General features: G+C 58.4%; 10 protein-coding genes and 1 pseudogene. 5 read left to right on the top strand and 6 right to left on the bottom strand.

What is annotated here, in order from left to right:
• Positions 1 to 6: 6 nt before the first annotated feature.
• Positions 7 to 3,624 (bottom strand): urea carboxylase, encoded by a 3,618-nt coding sequence (uca, locus tag BG55_RS16240; RefSeq protein ID WP_034939686.1) that lies wholly within the window; start codon positions 3,622 to 3,624, stop codon positions 7 to 9.
• On the bottom strand, positions 3,617 to 5,419 hold the full coding sequence (gene atzF, locus BG55_RS16245) for an allophanate hydrolase (protein WP_034939688.1): 1,803 nt from the start codon (positions 5,417 to 5,419) through the stop codon (positions 3,617 to 3,619). Before atzF ends, uca begins: the two co-directional genes overlap by 8 nt.
• Before the next feature lie 129 nt (positions 5,420 to 5,548).
• On the opposite strand from atzF, the gene BG55_RS16250 reads away from it, so the two are divergent.
• A complete protein-coding gene (locus BG55_RS16250) occupies positions 5,549 to 5,776 on the top strand; it encodes a hypothetical protein (RefSeq protein ID WP_034939691.1) in 228 nt (75 codons plus the stop codon).
• Positions 5,777 to 5,790: 14 nt separating this feature from the next.
• Here BG55_RS16250 and BG55_RS16255 read toward each other — a convergent pair whose 3' ends face one another.
• Entirely contained in the window at positions 5,791 to 8,481 is a 2,691-nt protein-coding gene (locus BG55_RS16255) for a cation-transporting P-type ATPase (protein WP_034939694.1), read from the bottom strand.
• A 250-nt stretch (positions 8,482 to 8,731) separates the two neighbouring features.
• On the opposite strand from BG55_RS16255, the gene sltY reads away from it, so the two are divergent.
• Together sltY and trpR are read left to right on the top strand one after the other, a co-directional pair.
• Complete coding sequence (gene sltY / locus BG55_RS16260; protein WP_034939696.1) at positions 8,732 to 10,654, top strand: murein transglycosylase; 1,923 nt, start codon at positions 8,732 to 8,734, stop codon at positions 10,652 to 10,654.
• Positions 10,655 to 10,707: 53 nt separating this feature from the next.
• Positions 10,708 to 11,037, top strand: coding sequence for a trp operon repressor (gene trpR, locus BG55_RS16265; RefSeq protein WP_034939698.1), 330 nt, complete (start codon positions 10,708 to 10,710; stop codon positions 11,035 to 11,037).
• On the opposite strand, the gene yjjX is transcribed toward trpR, so the two are convergent.
• Positions 11,023 to 11,565 (bottom strand): inosine/xanthosine triphosphatase, encoded by a 543-nt coding sequence (yjjX, locus tag BG55_RS16270; RefSeq protein WP_034939701.1) that lies wholly within the window; start codon positions 11,563 to 11,565, stop codon positions 11,023 to 11,025. The two genes, trpR and yjjX, sit on opposite strands and share 15 nt — an antisense overlap.
• Before the next feature lie 51 nt (positions 11,566 to 11,616).
• Here yjjX and gpmB point away from each other — a divergent pair, with 51 nt between their 5' ends.
• On the top strand, positions 11,617 to 12,264 hold the full coding sequence (gene gpmB, locus BG55_RS16275) for a 2,3-diphosphoglycerate-dependent phosphoglycerate mutase GpmB (RefSeq protein WP_034939704.1): 648 nt from the start codon (positions 11,617 to 11,619) through the stop codon (positions 12,262 to 12,264).
• Between the two features lie 58 nt (positions 12,265 to 12,322).
• On the opposite strand, the pseudogene robA reads toward gpmB, so the two are convergent.
• A pseudogene (robA, locus tag BG55_RS16280) lies at positions 12,323 to 13,214 on the bottom strand (MDR efflux pump AcrAB transcriptional activator RobA).
• 191 nt (positions 13,215 to 13,405) lie between these two features.
• Between robA and creA the strand changes: the two are divergent.
• Positions 13,406 to 13,879 carry a protein CreA gene (creA, locus tag BG55_RS16285; protein ID WP_034939708.1) on the top strand — a complete coding sequence of 158 codons (474 nt, stop codon included), beginning with the start codon at positions 13,406 to 13,408 and terminating at the stop codon, positions 13,877 to 13,879.
• A 37-nt stretch (positions 13,880 to 13,916) separates the two neighbouring features.
• Here creA and BG55_RS16290 read toward each other — a convergent pair.
• Positions 13,917 to 15,133 (bottom strand): IS3 family transposase gene (locus BG55_RS16290; RefSeq protein WP_152542550.1). Its coding sequence is split into 2 segments (ribosomal slippage): positions 13,917 to 14,786 and positions 14,789 to 15,133, totalling 1,215 coding nucleotides; the frame shifts between segments, so codons are not numbered across the junction.
• Positions 15,134 to 15,152: the final 19 nt, after the last annotated feature.

A 15,152-nucleotide genomic window follows, 5' to 3' on the forward strand; every position in this document is an offset into this window, starting at 1 on the left:
CCTCGTTTATTCCAGCCACAGCAGCGTATCGCCCGGGCTGACCGCCCGACCAGGCTGGCAGCTGATGCGCCTGACCCTGCCCGCCTGCGGGGCGTGGATGGTCAGTTCCATTTTCATTGCCTCGACGATGATCACCGGCTGTCCGGCTGCCACCTCATCGCCCGGACTGACCAGAACTTTCCAGATATTGCCGTTCAGGTCGGCACTCACCGGCGTGGCGTTATCTTCCTGCTCCTGCGCGGGCAGGTTCTCTTCGCTGGCGGGCGGCGCGTCCTGTTCCTCCTGGGCCCAGAGCGCGACTTCTGCCTCAAAGGCGCTGGCCTGCTTCTGGCGGAATGCCGCGATGGCGTCGGCGTTGTCGCTGAGGAAACGGCGGTGCTGCGCAAAATCAAACTCGCTTTCTTCGATGGTGATGGTGGCCCGTCCTTCGCGGAAATCGTCGCGCAGGGCGTCCAGCTCCGTTTCGCTCACCGGATAAAAGCGCACCTGATCAAAGAAGCGCAGCAGCCACGGCTCACCGGCGGAAAACTGCTCGTTTTTCAGGAATTTATTCCAGATGGGCAGGGTGCGCCCCACCAGCTGATAGCCACCGGGTGAATCCATGCCGTAAATGCACATGTACATGCCGCCAATGCCGACGGTGCCCTCGGCGGTGAAGGTGCGCGCCGGGTTATATTTGGAGCTGAGCAGGCGATGGCGCGGATCGACAGGCACCGCGCAGGGTGCGCCAAGGTAGACATCGCCGAGGCCGAGGATCAGGTAGCTGGCGTCGAACAGCGTCTGGCGAACCGCTTCGCGCGTCGCCAGCCCGTTGATACGCTGGATAAAATCCACGTTATTGGGCAGCCAGGGCGCAGAGCCCCGCACCGTCTCTTTGTAACGCTCCACCGCGCCCAGCGTGGCGCTGTCTTCAAAGGCCATCGGCAGATGCACAATGCGCGAAGGGACTTTCAGCTGGCTGACGTCGCCCAGCTTTTTCTCCACGTCCAGCAGCAGCGTCAGCAGCTGTTGCTGACCAATCACGCGGCTGTCATAGCGGATTTGCAGTGAACGCACGCCGGGAGAGAGCTCTTCAATACCCGGCTGATTAAGCTCACGCAGGGCGGTCATCAGCAGATGCACGCGCAGCCGCAGCGCCAGATCCATGATGTTGTCGCCATACTCCAGCAGGATGTAGTTGTCGCCAGCCTGACGCCAGACCGCCGTCGGCGTGGTGGCGGTAGCGGCCCAGGCTGCCAGTACGGTGGCGGAACCCTGTGCGGTGGTGTCCAGCGAAGGGGCAGCGAAGGCCGGAGGGCTGATGGCCTGCAAACTTTCCACCCTCCGTTCCTGCGCAACTTCCAGCGCGTTGGCTTCCTCAATGCTGATGGCGTGGAAGTGGATACGATCGCCCGGTTTAACCTGGCCGACTTTCCACAGCTCGGCTTTGGCGATGGTGACCGGGCAGACGAAGCCACCCAGACTGGGTCCGTCGCGGGTGAGGATCACCGGGAAATCGCCGGTAAAGTTCACCGCGCCGATGGCGTATTCGCAGTCGTGGACGTTGGAGGGATGCAGCCCCGCTTCACCGCCGTTGGCGCGGGTCCACTCCGGTTTAGGGCCGACCAGGCGGATGCCCAGCCGGTTGGAGTTGTAATGTACCTGCCACGGGGTGGCAAAAAATGCCTCAATCGATGGCTGAGTGAAAAAGTCCGGCGCGCCGTGTGGCCCGTAGAGCACGCCGATATGCCATTCATCACTGAAATCCGGGATCAGCGTCGGATCAACCGCCTGTGGTGCAGTCACCGGGGCCGGGGTGGTGCAGGCGGCCAGCTCCGGCTGTGAAATCGCCAGCATATCCGCGACCCGCAGCGTGCGACCGGCATGTCCGCCAAACTCGCCCAGTGCAAAGGTGGAGCGGCTGCCGAGGTATTGCGGTACGTCAAAACCGTTGCGCACCGCCAGGTAAGTACGACAGCCCGCCTGTGCCCGCCCCAGCGTCAGGGTCTGACCGGCCCGCACCGTTACCGGCTGCCAGTAGTTCACCGCTTCGCCGTCCAGCGTCGCCGGGCAGGCTGCGCCAGTCAGGGCGATGACCGTTTCACTGTGGAAGCGCAGCGTCGGACCTTGCAGGGTAAACTCCAGTCCGGCCGCCTCACTGGCGTTGCCGACAATGCGGTTAGCCAGGCGGAAGGCGAAATCATCCATGGGGCCGGAAGGCGGTACGCCGATATCCCAGTAGCCCGGACGACCGGGGTAATCCTGGATGCTGCTCCAGGTGCCGGGTTGCAGCACCTCGACCACCCTGCTGAGCGGCGTAAAGCTGTCCAGCCAGCGCGTCCAGACATCGCCACTGCGCAGCGCCTCGCTCGCCACCACCTGGCGCAGATAGTCCAGATTGGTGGCGATGCCGTGCAGACGGGTTTCGCTCAGCGCCTGCGCCATTTTTGCCAGCGCCGCCTGGCGATTTTCGCCGTGCACGATCAGCTTGGCGATCATCGGATCATAAAAGGCCGACACCTCTGTCCCGGTGCTGACCCAGCCATCCACCCGCACGTTTTCCGGGAAGCAGACCTCGGTCAGTACGCCGGGACTGGGCTGGAAGTTTTTCAGCGGATCTTCGGCATAAATACGCACTTCGATGGCGGCACCCTGCGGGGCCTGCGTCATACGCGCCCAGTCGGGCTCTTCGCCTGCGGCGACCCGCAACATGCACTCCACCAGATCCAGCCCGGTGACGCATTCAGTCACCGGATGCTCAACCTGAAGGCGGGTGTTCACCTCAAGGAAGAAGAATTCGTCGCGCGCTGCGTCGTAGATGTATTCCACCGTACCGGCGCTGCGGTAGCTGACCCGTTCACCCAGCCTGACCGCCGAGGCCAGCAGGGCGCTGCGGGTCGCCTGCGGCAGCCTGGGGGCCGGGGTTTCTTCCACCACTTTCTGATTGCGACGCTGTAGTGAGCAGTCGCGTTCGCCAAGGGCGATCACCCTGCCGTTGCCATCACCGAAAATCTGCACCTCAACATGGCGGGCGCGATCGATGCAGCGCTCCAGAAATACCCCCGCATCGCTGAAAAACTGTTCGCCAAGACGACGAACGCTCTCCCACGCCTGGCGCAGCGCACCTTCATCGGCACAGCGGGTGAGGCCAATACCGCCGCCGCCTGCGGTACTTTTCAGCATCACCGGATAGCCGATGTTTTGCGCCGCGATCAGCGCCTCGTCCAGCGACGCCAGCAGGGCGGTGCCGGGGGTCATCGGTACGCCCGCTTCGGCGGCCAGCTCGCGGGCGCGGTGCTTCAGACCAAACTCGCCAATCTGTTGCGCGGTGGGGCCGACGAAGGCAATCCCCGCCTCTTCGCAGGCGGCGGCAAAAGGCAGGCTTTCTGACAGAAAGCCGTAACCCGGCCAGATCGCCTGCGCGCCGGTTTCCCTCGCCGCCGCAAGAATTTTATCAATACGCAGATAGCTGTCAGCGGCCTTCTCGCCGCCAAGGGCGATGGCGATATCCGCATCCCTGACATGCTGCGCATTTTTATCTGCCTGGGAGTAAACCGCCACGCTGGTGATGCCCAGTCGCCGGAGCGTGCGGATCGCACGACAGGCAATTTCACCCCGGTTGGCGATAAGAACGGTATTAAACATGTGGCGTCTCCTTGCGGCTCAGCCAGTTACGCCAGCCGCCTGATGCAGTGATGTCGGTTGCCTCTGCCAGCGCGGCAGGTTCGCAGATAAAGCCTTTCACCAGACGGCCGTCGGCCAGCTCCAGCGTACCTATCCCCAGCGGCGGCGGGATCTCTGCGACAAATTCACCAAAACGGGCCAGGGGGATGTCCCACAGCTCGACGGTAATCGCTGCGCCGTCGCTACCTTTTGCCAGCCCCGGTTTGGCCGGGTGGGTATCAGCCAGCGCATACAGGCGATAGCAGGCGGCAGTCTGCGTCTCTTCAACCTTCACCGCATCACGGCGGGTCAGCTGGTGATTCAGCGGCATTCCGCTGAGGTGCGCGCCGACCACGGCAACACGCACATGCAGCGGTGAAGCGGGCAGCGATAACCTGTTGCCGGGGGCTCTCCTGCCGGTGGCCCCGAGGCTGAGTGACTGACTGGCCTGCCAGCGTTGACCAAAGGTTGCCAGCGCACGGTCATGCCAGGCAGGTGCTATCAGGGTGATCCCGGCGGGCAGACCGTCCGCACGGAAGGGGCCGGGCAGCGCCAGCGCGCAGAGGTCGGCCAGATTGGTGAAGTTGGTGTAGGTGCCAAACTGCGAGTTGTAGCGCACCGGTTCCTGCTGCATCTCCGCCAGGGTGTGGATGGTGGGAGAGGTGGGGACCACCAGCGCGTCAAACTGGCTGAGGGTCTGCTGGATTTGACGGCTCAGATCGGCTCGCAGATATTCGGCGGCAAAAGCGTCCACGGCGCTGTAACGCTGACCGGTGGCGATGATCTCATGGACCACCGGGTCCATCTCTTCCTGACGCGCCAGCATCTCGCCGATGGCGACGGTACGCTCAGCTACCCAGGGGCCGTTGTATAGCTGCTCTGCCAGCTGCTGAAAGACCGAAAAATCAATGGGGTGTAGCGTGGCTCCCCCGGCCTGCAAGGCGGTCAGCGATGCCAGCCAGGCCGCTTCAGCCTGCGCATCGCCAAAAAAGGTTGGATGGGCCGGAATGGCTAAGTTGGTCATCGCCGGTAACGCGGCCGGTGCCAGCCCCGGATTACTGCGCGAGTAGGCATCACTGGCGTCATAGCCGCCGGCACAGTCTGCCACCCGGAAGGCGTCCTCCACCGTCAGCGCAAAGATTGAAATGGTGTCATTCAGACGGCAGGCGGGCACCACGCCGCTGGCGGAGAGCCAGCCTTTGGTCGGTTTCAGCCCGACGATATTGTTGAAACCAGCCGGGACGCGGCCTGATCCGGCGGTGTCGGTGCCCAGCGCAAAGCAGACCAGCCCACGAGCGGTAACGGAAGCGGAACCGGAGCTGGAGCCGCCGCTGACATAGTCCGGGTTGAAGGTGTTTTTTACCGCGCCATAAGGTGAACGGCTCCCGACCAGGCCGGTAGCAAACTGGTCGAGGTTGGTTTTGCCTATCAGCACCGCACCTGCGGCCTTAAGCCTGGCGACGGCTGCGGCATCCGCTGCGGCCTGATAAGTGAACGCCGGACAGGCAGCCGTGGTGGGCCAGCCCGCCACATCAATATTGTCTTTGACGGCAAAGGGCACGCCAAACAGCGGCAGCGAGTCCGGATCCTGCCGCCAGGCAGTCAGCAAGGGTTCCAACTGGGCGCGCAGTTGGGCAGGCGTGGCAAGAGCGATCCAGGCATTATCGTCGGTGGATAATCCGGATAACACTGAAGTCAGCGTTGTCAGCACATCATCAGGGTGCTGCTGATGCTGATGCTGCCAGTCTTTCAGGGTGAAGCCGGTGGTGAAAGCCATAAGTTGAATTCCATCTGGTATACAAGATTGGATTCATTCAGGCAAAAGCCGTGCCAGTTAAAAAAACATCTGTTTTATATAGATATTTACCGTAAGGGCTGAAAGTGGCGCACCACCGGCGGGCAGGGAATGTACAACGTTGGGGCAAAAAACAGCCAGCTGGCTGGCAGGGCGAAACCCTGCGAATGGGGCGGCGGCAGGATTACCGTCAGGCGCGGTGTGGTGCTCTGCTGGCAGGAAAGGGCTGTCAGCAGAAAAGAGCAAATTCGGCCAGAGGTATGGTGCTGCGGAGGGGATAAATGCCCGGTATGCGCCGGAAGTCAGAATCTGTTGCTGCGTTCTGGCTTCCGGCAGTGACGGGATGATGATGCTTACCGCCAGCGGCGGGTCAGCCGTTTTTCCATCTCAACAATCAGGAACAGCACGGATCCGACCGCCAGGGGGATCAGCCACCAGCTCAGCGGCAGCGGGACGGTGCCGAACAGCCTGTTCATCAATGGCAGGCAGATAATCGCCAGTTGCAGCAGCACCAGTACAGCCGTCACCAGCCACATTCCCCGGTTTTGCAGCAGCCCACGGTTGAGCGAGAAGCGCCTGTTATCCCGGCAGTTCAGCATGTATACCCACTGGGCGGTGACCAGCGTCTGTAACAGCACGGTACGAATAAATTCAACGCTGTAGCCACGCGATTGCAGCCAGGCTTCCAGCATAAAAGCGCTGAGCGCAATCAGTATGCCGACAAAACCTACCCGCCAGAGTGCCCAGGCGTCCATTACCGGTTTTCTGACATCCCGGGGGGCGCGGCGCATCACGTTTTTATCCGCTTTTTCAAAGACTAATCCAAAAGAGAGGGTGGCAGAGGTGGCCATATTCATCCACAGGATCTGTACCGGCGTTAATGGCAGCAGGTTGCCCATCAGGATGGCAATAACAATCAGCAGGCCCTGCGCCAGACTGGTCGGCATAATAAACAGGATGGTTTTTTTCAGGTTATCCCAGACGCGGCGGCCTTCCTTCACCGCGTTGGCGATAGTGGCGAAGTTGTCATCGGTCAGGATCATATCGGCGGCTTCTTTGGTGACCTCCGTCCCTTTGATGCCCATTGCAATGCCGACATCCGCCTGTTTCAGTGCCGGGGCATCGTTGACCCCGTCGCCGGTCATCCCCACCACTTCGCCCCGATCCTGTAGCGCTTTAACCAGTCGCAGCTTATGTTGCGGGCTGGTGCGGGCGAAAATGTCATAACGCGCGGCGGCGCTGGCCAGCTCGCCGTCGGTCATATGCTCCAGCTGATAACCGGTGAGCGCGTTGCGGCCGTCACCAATGCCCAGCATCCTGCCTATCGCCATGGCGGTTTCCTGATGATCGCCGGTGATCATTTTTACCCGGATACCGGCCCGGTGGCACTCGGCTATCGCCTGCACGGCTTCCGGGCGCGGTGGGTCCATCATCGCGGCGATACCGCAGAAGATCAGGCCGCTTTGCAGGCACGGGTGGCTCAGTGCGGGCTGGTTGTCCTCGGCCGGTTTGCAGGCGCTGGCGACCATGCGCAGACCTTCGCGGGCGTAGCGGGCGATCTCTTCCTGCCAGTAGGGGTTGTCCAGCGGTGCGATACCTTCAGGTGTCAGCTGGTGTTGGCACAGCTTCAACAGCACATCCGGTGCGCCGGTGACGATGATGCGCTCTTCACCGGCAATCTGATGATGCGTTGCCATGTATTTCCAGGCCGAATCAAAAGGGATTTTATCTTTTAACTGTGTCGCCTGCTCTGGCAACCGGCCTTTTGCTGCCAGCACTTTCAGCGCCCCGGCGGTAGGGCCACCGGTAATGTCCCAGTGTCCCTCTGCATCCTGGATCAGCGTACTTTCATTACACAGGTCAACGTTGCGCAAAAAGCGACTGAGCAGCGGGTGGGCAGCGGGCTCCACCGCTCTCCCGTCCTCAGTAAGAAAACCGCCCTCGGGACAATAGCTGTTACCTTCGACCCGCAGATTGCCGCCGACCAGCAGCACGGCTTTCACCGTCATTTCATTCATGGTCAGCGTCCCGGTTTTGTCACTGCATATTACGGTCATCGCACCCAGGGTTTCGACGGTGGGCAGTTTGCGGATAATTGCCCGCTTACGCGCCATCGCCTGGACGCCAAACGACAGGATAATCGAGATGATAGCGGGCAGTCCTTCCGGCACTGCCGCCACGGCCAGCCCAATCAGTGACAGCAGCAGCTCGCCCATCGGCATGTCGCGTAACAGCAGTGAGAAGATAAACAGCGCGGCCATCATCACCAGAATGCTGAGGAAGATGGTATGGCCCAGTTTATCCATCTGCACCAGTAACGGCGTACGCTGTGGTTGGATGTCGGCCATCATATGGTTAATCTGGCCCAGTTCGGTGTCAGCCCCGGTGGCAATGACCACCCCGGTGCCGCTGCCTGAACTGACGGTGGTGCCGGAAAAAGCCAGATTATCGCGATCGCCAGGCATCACTTCGGTGTCAATTGCCCCGGTCTGTTTGGTGATGGCGGTGGATTCGCCGGTCAGGATCGCCTCTTCCACTTGCAGATTATGGGCTTCAGTCAGGCGCAAATCCGCCGGGATACGATCCCCTGCACGCAGGATGACAATATCCCCCGGTACCAGCTGGCTGGCGTCAAGGGTCTGGATCTGGTGGTCACGCATCACCTGGGCCATGGCGGGCAACATGCTCTCAATGCTTTTCAGTGATTTTTCAGCGTTGTTTTCCTGTACAAAGCCAATCAATCCATTAATCAGCGCCACGCCGAGGATGACCGCAGTATCCAGCCAGTGGCCCATAACGCCAGTCAACAGCGCAGCAGCCAGTAGTACGTACATCAGCACGTCGTTAAAATGGGCCAGAAAGCGGAGCAGGGCGCTTTTTGCCGGGCGTTGCGGCAATCGGTTCGGACCATGGGTGGTGAAGCGTCGTTGCGCTTCTGTGGCAGACAGGCCGCCGGGTGTACTTTTTAACCGCTTCAGTACGGTTGCGCTGTCATAACGATACCAGGCGATCTGGTCTGTGGGGTCTGGCGTCAGTCGCGACATAGATATTCCTTCAGCAAGCATTTGATTCAGTGTTGATTAATGCGGTCTATGCTGAAGGAGGTATACAAAGCGCTTATTGATCGTTTCCAGCAATTGAGCAGACTCATTTCACAATATGCTGCTGGTTTAATGGCAGTTTAGAGAGGGATGGTTGCGTAAATATTGGTGCTGAACATAGCCGTTTCGGCTGAGTCCCGGTAGCATGAGGCCAGGGCAACTGGATAATTGAGGGTTTAACGTGGGGAAAGTCATGGTGGACAAGTGGCAGTTGTGGATGGCGGGTGTGTGTTTAAGTGTCGTTACCGCTTCGGTTCAGGCGGATTCGCTGGATGCCCAGCGCGGTCGCTATTTGCAGGCCAGGCAGGCCTGGGACAGCAATCAGATGGATACCGTCGCGCAACTGATGCCGACGCTGCGTGACTACCCGCTTTATCCCTACCTTGAATATCGCCAGCTGACCCAGGATCTGGATCAGGAGAGCGGGTTTGTGGTCAAAGACTTCATCAAAAAATACCCGACTTTACCCCCGGTGCGTTCTCTCTCTGCTCGCTTTGTTAATGAGCTGGCACGGCGCCAGGACTGGCGTGGTTTACTGGTGTTCAGCCCGGAAGCCCCCGAACCGGTTGCGGCCCGTTGTAACTGGTATTACGCCAAATGGGCGACCGGTCAGCAGCAGGTCGCCTGGGATGGTGCCAAAGCTATCTGGTTGCGTGGAACGGCCACCCCGGCCACCTGCGACAAACTGTTCAGCGTCTGGCAGGCGGCGGGTGAGCAGACCCCCATTACTACCCTGGAACGCATCCGCCTGGCGATGAAAGAGGGCAACGCCAGCCTGGTGAATTCTCTGGCAAAACAGCTGCCTGCTGATTATCAGACCATTGCCGATGCGGTAACAGATTTGCAGAATAACCCGCAAAATGTTGAAGCCTTCGCCCGTAATGTCGGCCCGACGGATTTTACCCGTCAGGCAACGTCGCTGGCTTTTGCCCGGGTTGCGCGGGATAACGCTGAGAATGCGCGGATGCTGATCCCGTCACTGGTCCGTCTGCAAAAGATGACGGAGCAGGACGAGCAGGAACTGAATGAAGCCGTTGCCTGGCGTCTGATGGGGAACGATATCACCCCGGAACAGGCCCGCTGGCGTGACAATGTGGTGATGCGCAGTGATTCAACCTCGCTGATTGAGCGTCGGGTGAGAATGTCACTCGGTAATAACGACCGACACGGCCTGAATACCTGGATCGCCCGCCTGCCGGTGGAAGCTAAACAGAAAGATGAGTGGCAATACTGGCAGGCCGACCTGCTGATGGCGCAGGGGCGCAGTGAGGAAGCGGAAAAGATCCTGCGCAGGCTGATGCAGGAGCGCGGCTTCTATCCGATGGTGGCTGCGCAGCGCCTTGGCGTTGACTACAAGATGCAGGTGGACAAAGCGCCGGAGCCGGAAGGCAGTCTGATTCAGGGGCCGGAAATTGCCCGGGTGCGTGAGCTGATGTACTGGGGGATGGATAACCTGGCCCGCTCGGAGTGGAGCTATCTGGTAGGCAGTAAAACTACCAGTCAGCAACAGCAGCTGGCGCGCTATGCTGCTGAGCAAAACTGGTGGGACCTGAGCGTTCAGGCGACCATTACCGGCAAATTATGGAATAGTTTGCAGGAGCGTTTCCCGCTGGCCTGGCAGGATCAGTTCAATCGCTACACTGCCGGAAAGGCGATTCCGGTCAGCTATGCCATGGCGATTGCCCGTCAGGAGAGCGCGTGGAATCCAAAAGCCCGCTCACCGGTTGGCGCTTCCGGCCTGATGCAGGTGATGCCTGCCACCGCGCAACACACGGTGAAGCTCTACAGCCTGGCGGGATACAGCAACAGCAGCCAGCTGCTGGATGCGGAAACCAATATTCAGGTTGGTACTCAGTATCTGGAGTCGGTTTATCAGCAGTTTGGTCAGAACCGTATTTTCTCGTCGGTAGCCTATAATGCGGGACCGTCACGCGTCAGAACCTGGCTTGGCAACAGCGCAGGGCGTCTGGACCCGGTGGCGTTTATCGAAACCATTCCGTTCTCGGAAACGCGTGGCTACGTTAAAAACGTGCTGGCCTACGACGTTTACTACCGCCATTTTATGGGGAAACCAGACAAAATCCTGTCTGACAGTGAGTGGCAGCGTCACTACTGATTCGACGGGGGCTGTGATATGCTGTTGTACTAGTCAATGAGTATGGACCGCACATGAGCGAATCTTCAGCCCCCGTTACTACAGAACCGCACAACGAAGAGTGGCAGCGTTTTGTTGCGCTGCTGCAACATGCCTGCCTCAACGATCTGCATCTGCCGTTGCTCCAACTGATGACCACCCCTGATGAGCGTGAAGCCCTGGGCACGCGTCTGCGCATTGTTGAAGAGTTAATGCGTGGTGAACTCAGCCAGCGTGAGCTGAAAAACGATCTGGGGGTGGGCATCGCGACCATTACCCGTGGATCCAACAGCCTGAAAAGTGCGCCGCCGCCACTGAAGGCGTGGCTGGCGGCGCAGTTACTGGATGGCTCAGGGCAGGATTGACGGGGCGTCGTCCTGCTGATAGACAGCGTTATGGAACGGGCAGAGGGCCAGAATAAGCGCCTGATGGTAAACGCTGGTGCGGGTCAGTTTTCCGGCGGTAAATATGCCAATAGCGCCGCCCTGCTGTTTGATATTCTCAATGCCGGTCAGACGCGCCATCTCCTCACCCAGTTCACGTCCGGCACGAATGCCTTTCATCACGGCGGCAGGCAGGGTAAAACTGGCAGAACGTGATTCGCCGCGCAGGCGGTGGTTTTCCACCACCATCCAGGCGAAGGCAGTGTCCTCTTCGATACCGGCTTCAATGGCTACCCAGAAATCCGCCTCCGGCCTGACTTGTCGGGCGTTCATTACCCGCTGACGTGCGCCGGTTCGTGTTTCTGTGTTGCTGAGCGGTTGCAGAGCGACGCCGCTGTCGACCACCACCCCCTCGATATGGCAGGATCCTTCTCCGAAAATATCGCTGAATGCCTGAGAGATGGCGTTAATTTTGGCTGGATTGCTGGTGGCAGCGACGACATGGTACATAATTATCTGAACCTTCTACGCAAATTTGTCGCAGTATAACGGAAAAAAGTCATGTTACAGGTTTATCTTGTTCGCCACGGAGAGACGGTCTGGAATGCAGCGCGTCGCCTTCAGGGACAGTCAGACAGCGCTCTGACGGAAAAAGGAGAGCAGCAGGCATATCAGGTTGCTGAGCGCATGAAACACCTCGGTATCACCCATATTATTTCCAGCGACCTGGGGCGTACGCAGCGTACCGCGGCCATTATCGCCGATGCCTGTGGCTGCGAGGTGCGGCTGGACCCTCGGCTGCGTGAGTTAAATATGGGGGTGCTTGAACAGAGAGCGCTGGCGTCGCTGAGCGCAGAGGAAGAGAGCTGGCGTAAAACGCTGGTGGATGGCACGGAAAATGGTCGCATTCCCGAAGGTGAGTCAATGGCGGAGCTGGCTGCACGAATGCACGAGGCGCTTAACGCCTGTCTGCATCTGCCCGCCGGAAGTCGGCCGTTGCTGGTCAGTCACGGTATGGCGCTGGGCGTGCTGATCAGTACCATGCTGGGGTTACCGGCGCATGCCGAACGCCGTTTACGGTTGCGCAACTGTTCGATTTCTCGCGTCGATCACCAGCACAGCGGTTGGCTGGCTTCAGGTTGGGTGGTTGAAACGGCAGGCGATGTGTCACATCTGGATCTTCCCGCGCTGGATGAACTGCAACGCTGAGATGATTGCTGGCAGGGTGAGTGCTTTGTCACCCTGCCGGGGCGATCTGGCGGAGGTATCAGGCCGATTTCGCGTCGTTTACCGGACGGATGGGAATCAGATATTCACAGCGTATTTCCGTCGGGGGTTCAGCACGTTTCTTGCCGCCGTGAGTGTAAAAACGTTCGATATCCTGCCCGTGACGGCGTGTCAGCTGTAGTGTTGGCATACAGGTACCATAAAGCAGCAGGATAAATTCCTGCAAGCCAGTTCGTGGCCCCTGATAGGTGAACTGGACATACTCTCCCCCCTCCAGCAACACCGTCTGCGTAGCTGGCATTGGCTGCGAAAGCTGTTCGGCAGGGACGGCAGTGGTGTAGAGGATTTCCTGCTCGTCGTCTTTTTCCATGCTGGGACGTGACTGATGCAGACCGTACAACACAGGTGGGATCATATCGGTTTCGGTCAAAAACTGTCGCCAGAAATGCAGGCGCATTTCATCACGGAAGCTGGATATTTGTTCCAGAGTACAGGTGTAGCTCTGCGTCTGCCCGGTCAGCACCATTTCCGGCAGGGTAACGTAACGCGGCTCAGGCACGCTAAATTCACCTAACCTGATAGGTGGACGTAGCCCAAAAGCGTTCCAGTCTGATGCGCGGCGATAGTATGCCGGTGTCAGATTGAACTGTTTTTTAAAGGCGCGGGTAAATGTCTGTTGCGAGTCAAAACGGTACTGCAAGGCGATATCCAGAATCGGGCGGCTGGTCAGCGCGAAGCGCTACGGCCGCTTTTGACAGGCGACGTGCGCGAATGTATGCACCAATAGCGTGATCGGTGACTTCCTTGAACATTCTTTGTAAATGCCATTTTGAATAGCCCGCCTTGGCCGCCACGTTGTCCAGTGAAAGTGGCTGGTCAAGGTGGCTTTCAAGCCAGGCCAGCAAATCGCGAATGATACCGGCTTGATCCATAAATCGTCCTCATCCTGTTTAAATTGAAGCCGGGGGAAACAATTTCACACCAGACTTTACTACGCAATCCATTCCGACCGGGTATTTGTGCTATAAATTGCGTGTCAAACCTAGGGTATGTGCTGTCGACCCGACGGAGAGTGAAAGTAATAACTTACAATTTCATCTATTTTCTTAGCAACGGTAACTCTATGACAATAAAAAAATTGTTAATAGTCACGTCTGTAATTTTCTCGTCCCTTTCCGCCCATGCAGAGGTGGTCGGTTCTGTCGATACGGTATTTAAAGTATTTGGTCCGGACCATAAGATCGTTGTCGAGGCGTTCGACGATCCGGACGTCAGTAATGTCACCTGCTACATCAGCAGGGCTAAAACCGGTGGCATCAAAGGGGGGCTGGGACTGGCTGAAGATACCTCAGACGCAGCGATCTCCTGTCAGCAGGTTGGCCCGGTGCAACTCAGCGACAAGATAGCTCAGGGTAAGGCAGAAGGTGAAGTGGTATTTCGTAAGCGAACTTCACTGGTTTTCAAAAAGCTGCAAGTGGTACGGTTTTACGATAAAAAACGTAACGCGTTAATTTATCTGAGTTATTCTGATAAAGTCGTGGATGGATCGCCAAAGAATGCGCTGAGTGCCGTGCCAATCATGCCGTGGAATAAATAATCTGACTAGTCCTGGCATAGGTTGACACTTTACGCCCTCAAAACGCCTGATGTACTGCATCTGGCGTTTTATATTTCAGCGACAGATGCGGTCGCTGGCTATTGTAGATTCTTACCGACTCCGCCACCATTATTTCTGCCTGAACGATGTCTGCCGGGCGCGTTATCAGCAGCTCGTTTTTCAGTATTCCGTTGACCCTCTCCGCAATGGCGTTCTGATAACAGTCATACCCATCCGTCATTGAGCAGATTAGCCCGTGTCTTTCATGCACCGACTGGTACATCGCTGAGCAGTACTGTATGCCGCGATCGGAGTGATGGATCAGCGGTGTCCTGCCATGCCGGTTTTTCAGTGCCATCTGTAGCGCCTTCACCACGTGCTCTGTATGAAGACTTTCATGCACATGGTAACCCACTATTTTCCGTGAGAATGCGTCGGTTACCAGGCTCACGTAAGCCGTGCCGGTTCTGACCGGAAGCCAGGTAATGTCCGCCACCCAAACCTGCTCCGGGCCGGAGATGACGGTCCGCCCCGGCCCGTCTTTCAGCAGGTTTGGATGCTTATAAAAGCGATGATGGCTGTGGGTTGTTTTATGATAAGCCCTGGCCGGACGTACCCGCAGCCCGGCCTCCCGGAGTACGGTAAACAGGCTGTCCCGCCCGATATGCAGTTCAGGTGCATCCCGACAGTTAAGGATATGGTGCAGCTTGCGCGTGCCCAGGCGCGGTTGCTGCATCCTGAGGTTTTTCACTTCCTCAGTAATGCGGCAGGCCTGCTCTGACTTACGTTGCACGCGCTGACACCCCTGATACCAGGCCTGACGGCTTATTTTTAAAAACCGGCAGACCCTGACGATGGTCAGTCCGGGTGTTTTTGCCTGCGCGATAACGAAGCTAACTGCTTTTTTGTCAGCGTGGCACCGAACTCAGTGTTCATGACCTTCACGACGGCCTCAAAGAACTGCGCCTTCACTTCGGATTCAGCCAGCTGCTGCTCAAGCTCTTTGATTCGTTGTTCAGGCGTAAGGGGAAGGGATTTTTTCATGAGTCCTCCACGTGCGCTGCGCTGCTTTGAAGAGTGCCAGTCCAGCTGGCCATATTTACGCAGCCACTTCAGAACGGTGGAGCACCCCTGGATACCGTAGCGCTCCTGAGCCTGACGATAAGTCATCTCACCTTTTTCAACCTGCTCAACGACGGCCAGTTTAAAGGACAGAGAGTAGTCGCGTTGTGTACGTTTAACATATTGCTTCATCACATTCTCCTCAGAATCG

The organism is Erwinia mallotivora (assembly GCF_000590885.1).
Taxonomy (GTDB): domain Bacteria; phylum Pseudomonadota; class Gammaproteobacteria; order Enterobacterales; family Enterobacteriaceae; genus Erwinia; species Erwinia mallotivora.